Annotated in this window: 12 protein-coding genes; 6 read left to right on the plus strand and 6 right to left on the minus strand. The window is 70.4% G+C overall.

Features of this window, described 5'->3' with window-relative positions; genetic code table 11:
• Positions 1–364: 364 nt before the first annotated feature.
• From ACIHCQ_RS17705 to bagB, 3 genes are read right to left on the minus strand one after another with little or no spacing between them, the layout of a single operon-like run.
• On the minus strand, positions 365–709 hold the full coding sequence (locus ACIHCQ_RS17705; protein WP_399662900.1) for an SAV_915 family protein: 345 nt from the start codon (positions 707–709) through the stop codon (positions 365–367).
• A gap of 4 nt (positions 710–713) precedes the next feature.
• Positions 714–1,820, minus strand: a complete 1,107-nt coding sequence (gene bagC / locus ACIHCQ_RS17710) for a bagremycin/ferroverdin biosynthesis 3,4-AHBA synthase BagC/FevH (RefSeq protein ID WP_399662902.1) — start codon at positions 1,818–1,820, stop codon at positions 714–716.
• Between the two features lie 20 nt (positions 1,821–1,840).
• A complete protein-coding gene (gene bagB, locus ACIHCQ_RS17715) occupies positions 1,841–2,614 on the minus strand; it encodes a bagremycin/ferroverdin biosynthesis DhnA-type aldolase BagB/FevI (protein ID WP_399662904.1) in 774 nt (257 codons plus the stop codon).
• 169 nt (positions 2,615–2,783) lie between these two features.
• On the opposite strand from bagB, the gene bagA reads away from it, so the two are divergent.
• From bagA to bagI, 6 genes are all read left to right on the plus strand, one after another.
• On the plus strand, positions 2,784–4,370 hold the full coding sequence (bagA, locus tag ACIHCQ_RS17720; protein ID WP_399663090.1) for a bagremycin/ferroverdin biosynthesis tyrosine ammonia-lyase BagA/FevW: 1,587 nt from the start codon (positions 2,784–2,786) through the stop codon (positions 4,368–4,370).
• Complete coding sequence (gene bagE / locus ACIHCQ_RS17725) at positions 4,367–5,767, plus strand: bagremycin/ferroverdin synthetase BagE/FevW (RefSeq protein WP_399662906.1); 1,401 nt, start codon at positions 4,367–4,369, stop codon at positions 5,765–5,767. The genes bagA and bagE overlap by 4 nt, the downstream gene beginning before the upstream one ends.
• A 1,475-nt stretch (positions 5,768–7,242) precedes the next feature.
• Positions 7,243–8,619 (plus strand): bagremycin/ferroverdin biosynthesis FAD-dependent oxygenase BagG/FevA2, encoded by a 1,377-nt coding sequence (bagG, locus tag ACIHCQ_RS17730; RefSeq protein ID WP_399662908.1) that lies wholly within the window; start codon positions 7,243–7,245, stop codon positions 8,617–8,619.
• Between the two features lie 187 nt (positions 8,620–8,806).
• Positions 8,807–9,190, plus strand: a complete 384-nt coding sequence (bagZ, locus tag ACIHCQ_RS17735; RefSeq protein WP_399662910.1) for a bagremycin/ferroverdin biosynthesis copper chaperon BagZ/FevE — start codon at positions 8,807–8,809, stop codon at positions 9,188–9,190.
• Positions 9,191–9,234: 44 nt separating this feature from the next.
• Complete coding sequence (gene bagH / locus ACIHCQ_RS17740) at positions 9,235–10,158, plus strand: bagremycin/ferroverdin biosynthesis o-aminophenol oxidase BagH/FevF (RefSeq protein WP_399662912.1); 924 nt, start codon at positions 9,235–9,237, stop codon at positions 10,156–10,158.
• A gap of 194 nt (positions 10,159–10,352) precedes the next feature.
• Positions 10,353–11,321: an AfsR/SARP family transcriptional regulator BagI/FevR gene (gene bagI / locus ACIHCQ_RS17745; protein ID WP_399662914.1), complete on the plus strand. Its 969-nt coding sequence runs from the start codon at positions 10,353–10,355 to the stop codon at positions 11,319–11,321.
• 827 nt (positions 11,322–12,148) lie between these two features.
• Here bagI and bagJ read toward each other — a convergent pair.
• From bagJ to bagL, 3 genes are all read right to left on the minus strand, one after another.
• Positions 12,149–13,507 carry a bagremycin/ferroverdin transporter BagJ/FevB gene (gene bagJ / locus ACIHCQ_RS17750; RefSeq protein ID WP_399662916.1) on the minus strand — a complete coding sequence of 453 codons (1,359 nt, stop codon included), beginning with the start codon at positions 13,505–13,507 and terminating at the stop codon, positions 12,149–12,151.
• A 55-nt stretch (positions 13,508–13,562) separates the two neighbouring features.
• Entirely contained in the window at positions 13,563–14,927 is a 1,365-nt protein-coding gene (gene bagK / locus ACIHCQ_RS17755; RefSeq protein WP_399662918.1) for a bagremycin/ferroverdin biosynthesis FAD-dependent oxygenase BagK/FevA1, read from the minus strand.
• A gap of 95 nt (positions 14,928–15,022) precedes the next feature.
• On the minus strand, positions 15,023–15,625 hold the full coding sequence (gene bagL / locus ACIHCQ_RS17760) for a MarR family transcriptional regulator BagL/FevM (RefSeq protein WP_399662920.1): 603 nt from the start codon (positions 15,623–15,625) through the stop codon (positions 15,023–15,025).
• Positions 15,626–15,679 lie beyond the last annotated feature (54 nt).

Consider the following 15,679-nt stretch of genomic DNA (forward strand, 5'->3'; position numbering starts at 1 on the left):
ACCTGGTGGTCACCACCTGGTGGTCACCGCGCCTGCCTGTGACCGCCGGGCTGTGACTGGACCTGGCTGTCCCCGCCCGCCTGTTACCAGCTGGCTGTCGCCGCGCCTGGCTGCTGTCGCCGGGCTGTGACTGGACCTGGCTGTCCCCGCCCGCCTGTCACCACTTGGCTGTGACCGCAGTTGCCTGTCACGACGCCTGGCTGTTATCACCTGCCTGTGACCACTTGCCTGTGACTGCCGGGCTGTGACTGCGCCTGGCTGTCACTACTTGCTTGTGACCGTGTTTGGCTGTTGCCATCTGCGTGTTACCACTTGGCTGTGTCCGTGTTTGGCTGTGACCAGTTGGTTGTTGCTGTGTCTGGTGTTACCAGACTTCGTCGGGCAGCCATTGTGGGTGGCGCCATACTCCGGCGAGGACGGGTCCGGTCTCGAGGAGGTCTGGTGGGGGTGCCGCCGGTAGCTGTGGTCCGATGTAGAGGGGGTCGATCCGTATGTCGTTGATTCCCAGGGGTGCCAGCAGCGCGGCCAGGGCGGGCCGGGACAGCCGGATCCAGTGCTGGGTGTTGCCCAGTGCGGCGCGGAGTGCTTCTGGGCCGGTGAAGGCGAGGCCGACTCGTTCCTGCCCGGCGCCCGGCCGGGCCGTGCGGACGGCGGTGAACGCGCCGCCGTGCGCGTTGACCCGTACCGGGACGAACAGGAGTTTGTCCACTATGTCACGTCTCGAGGCAGAACTCGTTGAGGGGGTAGCCGACGTGGCGGTCTTCGGTGGGCAGGAATCCCAGGACCTTGTCGCCGGGCTTGAGTTCGGTGCTGTTCAGGACGGTCCCGCCGGGGCCCAGCACCCGTACGTGCCAGTCGTCCTGGAGGATCAGGTTGACTTCGCGGCCGTCGGGGGAGACGGCGTTGACGGAGATCAGGGGCCTGGTTTCGATTTTGACGCGGCCGACGGTGACCAGGCGGGTGCGGCCCTGGACGTCGGCGGCGACGATTTTGCTGCCGGCTTTGAGTTCGCTGAGGTAGTTGGTGCGTCCGTTGTTGGCCAGGGTGTAGGAGTGGATGGCGCCGGCGTTGACCCGGAAGGGGCGGGTGGGCATGTAGGGCAGGGGGTGCGTTTCGCTGACGCACAGGATCATGCCCTTGGAGTGTGATCCGACCAGGATGCCTTCGTCTTTGCGGAAGTAGGTGCAGGTGTCCACGCACGCCCGCTCGCCCATGCCGACGTGTTCGGTGCTCACGATCTGGAGCTCGACCAGGTGCAGGTCGGGGGTTTCGGCTTCTACGACGGCTTTGAGGGCGGTGGCGTCGCCGACGTTGCGCGGTGCCATCATGACGCCGTCGGAGCCGTGTTCCAGGACCCCGAAGATGATCTCGGCTTCTTCGACGTCGGCGGCTACCGTGATCAGGCTGCCCTTGGATCCGGCGGACGCGGCGATGACGATCTCGAGGGGGATCTTGGTGGGGTCGCGGAACAGCAGCAGGCTGAAGCGTTCGGTGCGCGCGGACTGGCAGGCGTCTTCCAGTGATGCGGCGTCGGTGATCTCCACGAACCGGCCGAATTCCAGTTCGGGGTGTTCCAGGGCCAGTTCGGCGGTGGTTATCGCGTGGAAGGCGGGGTCCACGATGACGACGGTCGCCTCGCCGAAGTCTTCCGGGAGCGGCCTGCCGCGGGGGAAGAGGACTTTGGTGACGGTGGGGGGCAGGCCTGCCAGGGCGGCGGTGTCGGCGGCGACGACGCCGTCGATGCGCTGGTGCAGTGCCTCCTGGACGATGGCGTTCTTGGCCTCGGTCAGGTCCCGGATGTCCAGCCAACTGAGCTTCATGGTGTGAGGGCTCCTTCAGGTCACTGACTGTGGATGAGGTCGGCCAGTTTCGCGGCCATGGCACCGGGGTCGGGTGCCATAAAGACGTTGCGGCCCATGGCCACCCCGGCGATGCCCGAGCCGAGTGCTTCGGCGACGTAGGACAGGACCTGCCCCTCGTCGTCGTTGTGCGGGCCGCCGACGGTGATGATGGGGATGGGCGCGCAGGCGGCGATCTCTTTCATCTGCGCGACGGAGCCGGCGTAGGGGGTTTTCACCAGGTCGGCTCCCAGGTCGGCGGCCAGGCTCACCGCGTGCGCGATCAGGGCCGGGTCGTGGGGGTCGCTGATCCTTGGACCGCGGGGATACATCATCGCCAGCAGTGGCACGTTCCACCGGTCGCAGGCCTCGGCGACGTTCGCCAGGTCGGCGATCTGGCGCTGTTCGCCGTCCGATCCCAGGTTGACGTGGACGCTGACCGCGTCCGCGCCCAGCCGCAGGCTTTCCTCGACGCCGGCGACCAGGTACTTGGCGTCGGGGTCGGGGGCGTGCACGGTGCTGGCGCTGAGGTGGACGATGAGCGCGGTGCGGGTGAAGCAGGCGGGGTCGATGTGCCGCAGGCTGCCCTTGTGCAGGACGACGGCGTCGACTCTGTTGGCGGCCAGCTGTCCCACGAGCGCGTTGAGTCCCTGGCTGCCGGTGATCGGTCCCTGGCTCACCGAATGGTCCAGCGGCACGATCAGCAGCCGTTCACCATCGTTGCGGTACAGGCGCCGCAGGCGGAGCTGCCTGCCGAACGCGCCGTTGGAGATCATGGGGTTTCCTCATTCCTGCGTGCCGGTCCTTGGACCAACCCTGAGGAGGGCGGATATCTTCGGGATCTCGTCCGTATATCGCGGCCCCGGCGCACCGATATCGGCCAGAAACATCGGCGGACAAGACTCGTGGGCAACCCGGTGAGAAAGGTGTCCACACGTGACGACCATGAAGATTGACGGGCATGACCTGAGCATCGGCCAGACCGTGGCCGCCGCGTCCCGCGAAGGGTCCGTTTTCTCGGTCTCGAAGGACGCGTTGAACGCGATGAACGCATCGCGGGACCTGAAGCTTGAGATCCTGAAAACCGGCAAGCCCATTTACGGGGTGACCACGGGCTTCGGTGACAGCGTCAACCGGCAGATCTCGCCGGAGAAGACCGCGCGGCTGCAGAACGAACTGATCCGCTACCACCTCAACGGAACCGGCCCGCTGGCATCGGACGAGGTGGTGCGGGCCACGCTGCTGATCCGCGCCAACTGCCTGGCCCGGGGCAACTCCGGGGTCAGCACCCCGGTGGTGGAGCGGCTCCTGGACTTCCTCGAGCACGACATCCTCCCCGCGATTCCCGAGCGCGGCTCGGTCGGCGCCAGCGGAGACCTCGTCCCGCTGTGCTACCTGGCGTCCGCGCTGACCGGTGAGGGCAGGGTGCGCTACCGCGGCGAGGTGCGCCAGGCCGCCGACGTGCTGTCCCAGCTGGGACTCGAGCCGGTGCTGCTGGAGGCCAAGGACGGCCTCGCCCTGATCAACGGCACCTCCTTCAGCGCCGCGTTCGCGGTGCTGAACACCGAGGCGGCGGCCCAGCTCGCCGAGGTCGCCGACATCTGCACCGCCCTGGCCAGTGAGGGCATGCTCGGCAACCGCGGCCACTACGCCCCCTTCATCCACGACCACAAGCCGCACCGGGGCCAGCGCGCCAGCGCCGCACTGATCCACGACCTCCTTCAGGGCTCGGCCCTGGCGATGACCTACGACCAGGTCGTCGACCTCAACGGCCCGCTCGAGGGGCGCCACTACCAGAAGCTGACCCGCAGCATCCAGGACCGCTACTCGCTGCGCTGCGCCCCGCATGTCACCGGAGTGCTGCGGGACATGCTCGAGTGGGTCCGCACCTGGATGACGGTGGAGATCAACTCCTCCAGCGACAACCCGCTGTTCGAGCCGTCCACGGGCAACGTGTACAGCGGCGGCAACTTCTACGGCGGGCATGTGGTGACCGCGATGGACTCGCTGAAGACCGCTGTCGCCGGGATCGCGGACCTGCTGGACCGTCAGCTCGCGCTGCTGGTGGATGAGAAGTTCAACAACGGTCTCACCCCGAACCTGATCGCCCGGGTGGAGGACGATGACACCGAGGCCGGGCTGCAGCACGGTTTCAAGGGCATGCAGATCGCGTGCTCGGCGCTGACCGCGGAGGCGCTGAAGAACGCGGGCCCGGCCAGCACGTTCTCCCGCTCCACCGAGGCCCACAACCAGGACAAGGTCAGCATGGCCCCGATCGCGGCGCGTGATGCGCGCACCATCATCGAGCTGACCCGTGAGGTCGCGGCCATCCATCTCCTGGCCGCCTGCCAGGCGGTGGAGCTGCGCGGTGTGGAGGAGATGAGCCCGCGTACCAGGGCGGTGCACGCCCGTATCCGCAAGGAGGTTCCCTTCGCCGCGAAGGACCGCCAGATGGACGGCGACATCGCCGCGGTCGTGGAGATGATCTCCTCGGGCGCGCTCACCGAGGCCGCGGCGGGATCCGGCCTGTGACCCGCCCCCCGAACACCACCGCAGCACCGGCCACCGCGGCACAGGCCACCGGCGGGCCGGCCACCGGCGGACCGGCCGGGGCGGCGGGCAAGCTGACCACCGGCGGTCCCAGTGGCAGCGGGCTGCCGGCCATCGGTGACTGGAGCAGCTTCGACGAGCTGCGCGCCCGCCAGGACGAGCGGATCGCACCCGCGCTCCATCACGCCCGTAATTCGCCGTTCTACGACAAGCGCCTGGAGCCCGGGCAGGGCCTGGCCCAGCTGGGCCTGACCACCAAGGCGGACCTGCGCGAGAGTTACCCCTTCAACATGCTCGCCGTGCCCAGGGAGCGCCTGGCCACCTACCACGAGTCCAGCGGCAGCACCGGCAACCCCACCCCCGCCTACTTCACCGAGGCCGAGTGGGCGGATCTGGCCGACCGGTTCGTCCGCAAGACCGTCCCCATCGGCCCCACGGACACCCTGCTCGTACGCATCCCCTACGGGCTGGTCCTGGCCGGGCACATGGCCCACTGGGCGGCCATGCGCAGCGGCGCGACGGTGGTGCCCGGCGACTGCCGCTCACTGGCGGTGCCCTACTCGCGGGTGGTGCGCCTGCTGCACGATCTCGAGGTGACGCTGACCTGGTCGACGCCGAGCGAGAGCCTCATCTGGGTCGCGGCGGCCAAGGCCGCCGGCTACAGCCCCGGCTCCTTTCCCGCGCTGCGGGCGCTGTACGTGGCGGGCGAGCCGATCAGCAGCGCGCGGCGCCGCCGGATCGAGGAGATCTGGGGCGCCCTGGTCATCGAGGAGTACGGCTGCACCGAGGTCGGCCCGCTGGGCAGCGACTGCCCCTACGGGCGGATGCACTTCTGGGCCGACCGGGTGCTGCCGGAGATCTACGACCCCCAGTCCGGGCAGATCACCCCCGAGGGCACCGGGCAACTGGTCATCACCCCGCTGTACCGCGAGGCGATGCCGCTGCTGCGCTACAACCTCGAGGACGTGGTGGACCTGCGCTACGAGGACTGCCCGTGCGACTGGAAACTGCCGACGGTACGGGTTCTGGGCCGGCTCGGCCAGGGCTACACGGTCGGCGGGAGGCGGCTGGGGCAGATCCAGGTGGAGGAGCTCGTCTTCCGTCTCCCGGCGGCGCACGGTGTGCTGTTCTGGCGGGCCAGGGCCGAGCCGGAGCGTCTTGTCGTCCAGATCGAGGTACCCGGCCCGGGCAGCCAGGAGGCCTGCGCCACGCTTGCCGCCTCCATCGAGGCGGAGCTGGGGGTGCGCTGCGCGGTGAGCGCGGTGCCCGAGGGCACGCTCGTGCCCGGCGAGCTGCTGGCCGAACGGCTGGACGCCATGAAGCCGCGCAAGCTGTTCGGGCCCGGCGAAAACTGGGAGCAGGCCATTGTCCGGGGCTGACACCAGGGGGACCGTGAGGGCGCCGCGGGCCACGGCGCCGGCCCGGGCACGGTCCTCGCACCGGTGAACAGGACGGGCGGCCGGCCGTTCACCACCCGCGGTGCGCGCCGCACCCTCTTCCACCGGCCGGCGATCTCGGCCACTTCCCGGCGCTGAACCCCGCCCCGCGAACGCCAGGCCGCCCCCGCCACCCGGCGGGCGGGCGGGGTGGGCGCGGCGCCCACCGGCCCCGCCACCACACAGATCGCGGGGCCCTTGGGGGTTCACCGACACGGGAACAGAGGCTGCGGGCCGCCCCTGATGGCCCGGCCCGGGGGCGCGGAGCCTCCTGCGGACCGGCGCCTGTGCAGCCCCGGACCTCTCCTTACGCCCTCCCAGGGCCCTGGGGGAGAAAGGGGAGCGGCAAGGGCGCCCGGTGGCCCCGGACCTCTTCCCCTGCACCTTCCGGGGCTTGGGGCAGACGGGCAGACGGGCAGACGGGGAGTGAAGATCCCTGCCCGCCGCGGGCGGCGGGAGCGGGCCGGTACATCGCCGCCGTGGTCATCGGCGCCCACGGGCCGAACCGGTCGCCTCCTGCGCCGGCAGGCCGCGGATCCACGCCCGCGACCCGCACAGCTTCGCGCAGCCCGGCGGGCCGTTGGCGAGGCGGGCAAGCCCCTCATGCCGGAGCGCGGGGTGTGCGGGGTGCATCGACCGGTGGCCCGCCCCGCCCCCGCCTCGCCCGGCGCGGCAACCTGGGCATCGTGCTGCGCGAACACGGTCCGGGCCTACGAGGCGGCCACCCGCGACACCCGTGGGCATCACCGCCGTGCCCCCGCCCGGCCGCGCTCGCACCGCGCCGTCATCGCCGCCCCCGTTCCCCGGGGGCGGGCGGGCGGCCTTGTCCTGCCCCTCACCCGGCGGCGCCGGCCACCGGCCCCGCCCGGGGTGATCACCGGCGTGCATCCCGGCCCCGGGCCGCTCCGCGCACCACCCCCCGGACGCCCCTTGGAAGACCTGGAGGAGCCCGGGACGCTGTGCACAGCGTCCCGGCGTACCAGGGCCGGGCTGGGGCGGCCACGGCCGGCCGGCGCACCAGCCCCCTGGCCGCGCGCTGAGGCCGCCGGGTTCGAACCCGGCCGGCCGGGCCGGTCCTTCGGGGCGGGGCAGGGGGCTGCTCTTCGCCCGTCCCCCCGGGGGCGCGGTGCACCGGCTGCTCACGGACCCCGCCGACGCCCCCCCCTTTTTTTGGTGCGGGAAGCGTGCTGTGCGGGGGCCCGACGAACCGGACGGCCCGGGCCGCCGGACTCCGCCGGGCCCCGCCGGGCCCCGCCCCGTACCGCACCGCGTGAGTGGCCCGGCGCGGAATGTGGTGTTCCCCCCGGGCCTGTGGGCCTGATCGGATCATCCGCCTCAAACGGGGGATGGGCCCGGGCGCCCGCCGTTGGCAGAGTCCTTCGCATCCCGACAAACAACCGGGCCTGGGAGGACTGAGGATGACGACAGGCAAGAGCATCGCGAACCCAGCGGCGGCCGAACTCTCCGGACGGCTGCGCGGACGGGTCCTGCAGCCGGGAGAAGAGGACTTCGCCCTGGAGCGGGAGGGGTTCAATCTGATCACCGAGCACGACCCGGACCTGATCGCGGTCGTGGCCGATGCCGCGGACGTGCGCGAGGCCGTGGCGTTCGCCGCCGCCCGCAGGATGCCGATCTCGGTCCAGGCCACGGGCCACGGTCCCTCCACCGCCGCGGACGGCGGGCTGCTGATCAGCACCCGCCGGCTGCGGGGCGTGAGCATCGACCCCGTCACCAGGACCGCCAGGGTCCAGGGCGGCACCCAGTGGTACGAAGTGATCCAGGCGGCCGCGGAGTACGGCCTGGCCCCGCTCAGCGGGTCCTCCCCGCTCACCGGAGTGATCGGATACACCCTGGGCGGCGGGCTCGGGCTGATGGCGCGCGCGTACGGCTACGCCGCCGACAAGGTCACCGCCATCGACATCGTCACCGCCGACGGGCGCGCGCACCGGGCCACCGCGGACCACGAGAGGGACCTGTTCTGGGCCGTGCGCGGCGGCAAGGGCAACTTCGGCGTCGTCACCGCCCTGGAGTTCGAACTGGTACCGGTGTCGCGGCTGTACGGCGGCGGGCTGTTCTTCGCGGGCGAGGCAACCGCGGACGTACTGCACGCCTGGCGCCACTGGACGGCGTCCCTGCCCGAGGACATGACCTCCTCGCTGGCACTGCTGCGGTTACCGGACATCGAACGGGTCCCGGACTTCCTGCGCGGCCGGCTGACCGTGCACGTGCGCATCGCCTACCTGGGCTCCGCCAAGGACGGGGAGAAGCTGCTCGCGCCGCTGCGCGCGGCGGGCCCGCTGATCGTCGACACCCTGGCCGAGATCCCGTACACCAGGTCCGGGGAGATCCACAACGACCCCACCGAGCCGATTCCCTACAACGAGCGCTCCATGATGCTGCGCGTACTCGACGAGGCGGCGGTGGACAGGCTCCTGGAGCTGGCCGGGCCGGGGGCCGACTGCATCGATCTGACCGTCGAACTGCGGCAGCTGGGCGGCGCGGTGGGCCGCGCGCCCCGCCTGCCCAACGCTGTCGACCACCGGGACGCGGCGTTCGTGCTCTCCACCGTCTCGCTGCCCGACGACCGCCCCCCGCTGGTGGTGGACGGCATGGCGCCGTGGGGCACCGGGCGCCGCTACCTCAACTTTCTGGCCAGCCCCGACACCGCCTCTCTCGCCGAGAGCGGCTACGAGCCGGCCACCTACGCCCGCCTGGCCCGGATCAAGGCCCACGTCGACCCGCACAACCTCTTCCGCTTCAACCACAACATCGCGCCCGCTCCGCTCACAGCCTGACGTCCACACCACCACCCCAAGGGCCGTGACCGGGCCCGGGGCGCCCGCATCGCCGGGAGCGACAAGGGGGGCGGGCAGCTCCGCCGGCGCTCAGCAGCGGCGATATCCAGCCGATAGGCCGCCCTGGAAAGCTGGGCGGGGAGACTTCAACCTTTGACCCCCTTTGGGTCGAATCAGGAGGACGTCAATGAAACGACGCGATGTGATGAAGGGCATGGCGGGCGCCGCCGCGATCGCCGCCGTGCCGGTCGCCGCCATCCAGGCGGGCAACAGCTGGGTCGGCGCCCACGAGGGCGCGCAGGAGGCGGCGCACGAGCACGACCGGGCGGCCGCCGGGCAGCAGGACCTGTACACCGAGACGTACAAGGGCCGCACGATCGCCGTGTCCCAGACCGCCGGAACGGTGCATATCGACGACAAGCCGTTGCACCTCATGAAGCTGGGCGAGCACGGCTACCTCAGCGCGATGTGCCACTACCGGATCGAGCCGACCCCGCTGGCCGCCGGCCGGCGGGCCGTCGATGAGCTGCGCGGCGCGAACCTGCTCCCCGCCGCCACCCACCACGCCTGAGCCGGCCTCCGCAGAGCCCGAAGAGATAAGAGAGAAGAGATCTCATGGTTCCCGTCCGCAAGAACCATCTCAACATGACCGCCGAGGAGAAGAGACGTTTCATCCGCGCGGTGCGCCGGGTGAAGGATCTCGGCATCTACGACGAGCTGGTCCGGATCCACATCCAGATCAACTCGGGCGACTACCTCGACAAGGACGGGGGCGTCGGCAAGCGCTGGGGCCATATGGGCCCGGGCCTGTTCCCGTGGCACCGCCAGTACCTGCTGATCCTCGAAAGGGCGCTCCAGCGGGTCGACCCCACCGTCACCATCCCGTACTGGGACTGGACCAAGGACCAGTCCCTGGACTCGCCCTTGTGGGCCGACACGTTCATGGGCGGGAACGGACGGCCCGGTGACCGCAAGGTCATGACCGGACCTTTCGCCCGCTGCAACGGCTGGAAGCTCAACGTCAGCGTGGTGCCGGTCGGCGATGAGCACCCGGCGTTCAACGGCAACTACACCGCGGACGACCGGGACTTCCTGGTCCGCGACATAGGCACCGTGAACCCCGCCCTGCCCACGGTCAAGGAGCTCGAGGACACCCTCGCGCTCACCACCTACGACACTCCGCCCTACAACTACACCTCCGGCTACGGGAGTGAGACGCAGTCCCTGCGCAACCACCTGGAGGGATACGCGAAGTTCGACTGGGAGGCGAACCTCGGCAAGCTGCACGGCGCCGGCCACACGTGGATGGGCGGCCACATGCTGTACATCGGCTCGCCGAACGACCCCATCTTCTTCATGCACCACTGCTTCATCGACAAGCTCTGGACGATCTGGCAGAAGGCGCACCCCGACGTCCCGCAGTACCTCCCGGTGACCGAACACCCCGATGTTCCCTCACTGAACACCAAGCTCGCGCCCTGGTACTCGATGACACCCGCCGATCTGCTGGATCATTCAAAGTTCTACCGCTACGAATAAGAATTCCGTAGAGCAGAAAAGGCGACCGCTGTTCGAAGTCCTGCCGTAACGCAAATATAGTTGTGCCAGCATTTCCGTAGTGTCAACATAGTTGCCATCGGCATTTCCGTTAATGCCGATGGCAACTATATTGATGTAGCAAGTGGGTTTGTCCTTGCGTTTTTTGCGCACGTAATTGCCGGGGGTAATTAGATATGCGTGATGACTACGTTTTCCGGATACTTGGTCCGCTGCTCGTGACGAACGGCGACGAACAGATTGAAATCAGCGGGATCCGCAGGCAGAAGTTATTGGCCGCGCTGCTTCTCCAGGCGAACCAGGTCGTGCCCCTTGGCCGGCTCGTCGATGCGATGTGGGACGAAAAACCTCCCGAGTCCGCCGACGGACAGATCCGCATCTGCGTCTCCGGTCTTCGCCGCCTGCTGCGGGGGCGAGAACGGGACAGCGTGATCGAGACGCATCCCTCCTGCTACCGCATCAGGGTGCACGACGACGAGGCGCTGGACCTCTTCCAGTTCGAGAAGCTGGTCGCCCAGGGGCGGGCCATGGTCCGCGACAACCAGCTGGAGCGTGCCGAGGCTCTGCTGAAGTCCGCGCTCGCGTTATGGCGCGGCCCGGTCGCGGCGGGCCTGGACAGCAGGGCGCTTCTGTCCCTCGTCGTCAAACTCAACGAGGACCGCCTCACGGTGCGCGAGGAGTACTTCGACGTGGCACTGAAACTGGGCCGCCACCAGCAGATCATCGGTGACCTGACCGGCTTCGTCACCGAGAACCCTTTCCGGGAACGTGCCTGCGCCCAGCTGATGCTGGCGCTGTACCACTCGGGCCGCCAGGCTGACGCCCTGGAAACCTTCCGCGCCGTCAGGATGCGGTTCTCCGAGGACCTCGGCATCGAACCGGCGCAGGACCTGCACGTCCTGCACCAGTCGATCCTGGTCGGCGAACTCGCCTCGCTGACCTCCCTTCCCCGCGACGTCCCCGCGCCGCGGCCGGCTCGCTCACACGGGCACAAGGGCCGCCCCGCCAGCGTCGCCCTGCTCGCACGGACCTCACCGAGCACCGTCATGCCCGACCCGCTGGAGCAACTGCGCCTGGAGAACGACCTGCTGCGCATCGAACGCGACGGGCTCCGCAAGATCCTGTCGCTGTGGCTGAACTCGTAGCAGGACAATCCGCGACCATGAGCCTGTGGGGCCATTGGCCCTGAGGCATTGCCGGTGTCCTGACTGCTCCTGGCCCCTGCGGGCCAGGAGCACCAGGCACCGGTGCCGCCGGGCCCGGTGCCGCCGGGCCCGGGGCCGCCGGATCACCCCTTTGGCGTGTCCAGGATCTCCCCGGCGCCGGCGGCCGTGCCGCACCCGCAGCGCAGGGTTCCCCCGGGTCCTGAGGCCGCCGCTTCAGGGTGGCCGGCGGGGCCGGGGCCGCACGCAAGCGGAGGATCAGGACCGGCGGACCCGGCGGTCACCCGGCGCACCTGCGCGCCGGCAGCTGCGCCAGGTGCGCCCACAGCCAGGAAATGACCGGGCTCGTGGTGCCTGCCCGGACGGCGGGGTGGTGGAGTGCGGGCCGGGCTGGTCGATGCGCTCACGCCGCCCGGTTCGGCGCTCGAAGCGCTGCCCGTCTCCGGCGAGGCGAGCCTTTCCGCCTCGCACCCGGACCGCCTCGCGGTGTGAACCGGCCCGAGGTCAACTGGGCCGGCCGGCCCGGCCGGGGCTCTGGCCGGGGACCGACCGTACGCCCCCGGTCTTTGCCGGCACCGGTCCCGGCACCGGCCCCGGCCGGTGCCGGGACCGGGACCGGAGGGCCTTCCTCGCCTTGCACTTCAGTACTTTCATGGTCCGCCGGTGCTGCGGCACGCAGGGTCGCCGGCCCCGGCGGTACCCGCCCGGCCTCACCGGCCTGCACCGGGCCGGGCGGGTGGCCGGTGTGCTGTGTGCCGGTGTCGGCCTTGCCGCCGGTGGACCGGGGAGGGGGGAGCGGGGGAGGGGGGTCAGGCTTGTTGCTGTGCCTGGGCGGGCGGGAGCAGCAGAGCGAGCAGGCCCGCGAGGAGCGGGAGTATCGCGACGACGGCGAGCGCGCTGGTGAGGTCCATGTGCTCGGAGAGTGTTCCGGCGGTGGCGGAGCCGATGCCGCCGCCGACGAAGAAGAGGAGGTTGAGCACGCCCATCGCGCCGCCGCGCTGGAGGGGCTCCAGGCGGCTGGAGAGCACGGCGGTGGTGATCACCTGGGTGACGGCGAACGTCGCCATGCCCATGGAGGTGCCGACGAGCATGACGACGATGCCGCCCTCGACGATGCCGACGATTCCCAGGAACACCGCGGAGCTCAGGGCGGCCCCGGCCAGCAGTATGCTGCCGCCCTTGGTCACTGTGAGCTTGCTGGCCACCCGTGCGAACACCGCGCCGACGACCGCGCCGGGCAGCAGCCAGGCCCCGATCATGAAGACGCTCCAGCCGTACTTCACCGTGAGGATCTGCGGCACCGCGTACATCGCGGCGAACAGTCCGGCGTACCCGCCGAGGCCGACCAGGGCCGCGGTCAGGAACGTGCGGTCGGTGGCCAGTTGCCGCGGTACGAAACCATCGGGCCGCCTGCCGATGTGCATCACCAGGCCCGCCACCGACAGCACTCCCAGTGCCGCCAGTGTGATGACCAGGGGGGTGGCCAGGTCCAGTGAGGAGGCCTGGATGAGCAGGAGCAGCGAGGTCGCGCCGGTGCCCAGGAGTATCCCGCCGACCAGGTCGGTGGCTTTGCCGAAGCCGGGGCGGGTGGCGGCCAGTTCCAGGCAGAAGGGCACCAGCAGCAGGGAGAGCGCCGGCAGGACGAGGGTGAGCCGCCAGTGCATCCAGTCGGTGACCATCCCTCCCATGAGGGTGGCGATGGAGGAGAAGAGGGCCATGGAGGCCCCGAAGATGCCGAGGATTTTGGCGCGTTGGGCGGGGGCGGCCGCGGAGGCCAGGGTCAGGGCGCTGGAGGTGATGGCGCCGGAGCCCGCCGCCTGAACGAACCGGCCCGCGATCAGGGTGCCGAAGTTGGGGGCCAGGAGGCACAGCGCCGCGCCGACGGCCAGGAATATGGAGCCCACCAGGAGGGTGTTGCGTACACCCCATTTCTCGGAGAGCCGTCCGAAGAACGCGGTGCCCACGCCGAGCGCCAGGGCGTGGGCGGTCAGTACCCAGCCGGCGACGGCGGGGCGGACCTCCATCGCCTGGGCGACATCGGGCAGTGCCACGCCCGCGGCGGTCACTCCGAAGATCACGGGGCCGAACAGGGCTCCCAGCCTCAGCCCGGTCGCTCCCGCGCCCAGTGCGCTCTGCGGCGGGGCTTGCACCGCGGTGTTGGTCGTCATCGAGACTATGTCCTTCCAGATTCTGGATTGTGGCGGGCTCGGCTTCGCCGGGTGGTCACAAGCTCTTCGCGCGCGGCACGATGTTGTGGTTGAACCGGAAAAGGTTGTCCGGGTCGTACCGGGCCTTGATCTCGCCGAGGCGCGCATAGGTGGCGGGGCCGTAACCGTGCTCGGCCAGCTGGGCTGTGTGCGGGCCGGCGAGGAAGTTGAGATAGCGCCGGCCCGTTCCCCGGTGCGCCATCCCCTCCACGACAAGGTCCGGGCGCCCGCCGGGCAGTTGGAGTGTGGCCAGGCAGAACGCGGCCTCGCGGTGGTCGACCGCGCCGGCCACCGCGGGCGGCCGGCCCAGCGCGCCGCCCATGTGCCGCAGCTCGACCATGATGTCGGTGCAGTTGCTGGCGGGGCCCGCGAGGGCTAGCAGGTCCTTCGCGGCGTCCTGGCCCAGCTCACGCAGCATCAGGGAGCGCTCGTTGTAGGGGATGGGGAAGGCGGGGTCGTTGTGGATGTCCGCGAAGCGGGTGTAGGGCATCGGCGCGAGCGTGTCCACCATCGCCGGCGCGCTCGCCCGCAGGGGCGCCACCAGGCGTTCGCCTTCATCGCCCGGTCCCAGGTGGGCGATGCGGATGTGGACCACGAGCTTGCCCCGCAGGAACTGCGGGATGGGCTCCATGTCCGGCATCCGCAAAAAGGCCAGCGAGGAGCCCATCTCCTCGGGAACGGACGCGGTCCACGACCGCCAGGCGTCAAGGACCTCGGCGGCGAACTCGCCGGGGAAGAACAGCCCGCCGCCGTAGAAGTGGGGTACGGGCACGAGAGCGAACTCGATGGCGCTGACCACCCCGAAGTTGCCCTTGCCGCCGCGCAGCGCCCAGAACAGGTCCGTGTTGTGCTCCGCGGTGGCGGTGCGCGGCCGCCCGTCGGGGGTGACGACGTCGATGGCGGTGACCTGGTCGGCGGCGAAGCCGTGCTTGCGGGAGAGCAGGCCCAGCCCGCCGCCGAGGGTGTAGCCGACCACGCCCACCAGCGGCGAGGAACCGTTGAGCGGGGCGAGGCCGTGCGCGGCGGCCGCTTCGACGACGTGGTGCCACTGCGTGCCGGCCTCTGCCCGGGCGGTCCTGGTCAGGGGGTCGATCGTCACTTTGGTCATCCGGCGCGTGTTGATGAGCAGTCCGGTCCCCTCGGCGGCGGCCGAGGGGCCGTGACCGGTCGCCTGGACCGCGACGGGCATACCGGTTTCGGCCGCGAAGGTGACGGCTTTGCGTATCTCCGCGGCGTCCAGCACGCCGGCGACCATCTGGGGCCGGTGCTGCAGTACCTGGTTGAACCCGGCGGCCTCGGCCGCGTATCCCTCATCCCCGGGTCCAAGGACCGGGCCCGCGAGGCGTTGGGCGAGCTTGTGCACCGCTGCGGACGTGAACATGCATCAGCCCTCCAAGGCGGACCCACTCGGGTCGCTGATCACACTTCCAGTGCCGGGCCTTTCGACCAATCCCTCTATTGGGGGGAGGATGGGTCTCAGCGGTCGCGGTGTGCGCGAGCGGACCCACCGGACGCAGGACCGGACGCAGGACCGGGTGCAGGACCGGGTGCAGGACCGGACGCAGGACCGGACGCAGGACCGGGTGCAGGGCCGGGTGCAGGGCCGGGTGCAGGATTGGGTGCAGGATTGGGTGCAGGGTGCCCCGGCATGTCGCCCAGGACGCGCAGCAGTTCGACCAGTTGCCTCAGCCGGCGCTCGCCCAGCAGGTCCTCCACCCGCGCGTGCAGCTGACCGGCCTCCTCCAGGGCCGCGGCCAGATGATCGCGGCCACTGCCGGTGAGCGCGACGATGCGGCGCCTGCGATTGGCCGGGTCCATCTCCTTGGTCACCAGGCCACGCGCCTCCAGGCGGTCCAGCAGGGACGTGAGCGTGGAACGGTCGATCGCCGCCAGCGCCCCCAGCGCCGACTGGTCCATGCTGCCGTGGTCGTCCAGGGCGAGCAGCACCCCGAACTGAGGATTGGTCAGGTCGGGGAGGCGCTGCTGCCACAGTGCCGTCCACGCCTGAGCGGCCCGGCGCAGCTGATGCGGCAGCGCCTCTTCCAGTTGCGGCCGGGGGCGGGGGCTTGTGTTCGTCATGACACCCAGTATATTCAGTACAAGGATATTCCGTACACGGAAGGTGGTGGGTGG

Source organism: Streptomyces sp. NPDC052236, from assembly GCF_044548015.1.
Classification (GTDB): domain Bacteria; phylum Actinomycetota; class Actinomycetes; order Streptomycetales; family Streptomycetaceae; genus Streptomyces.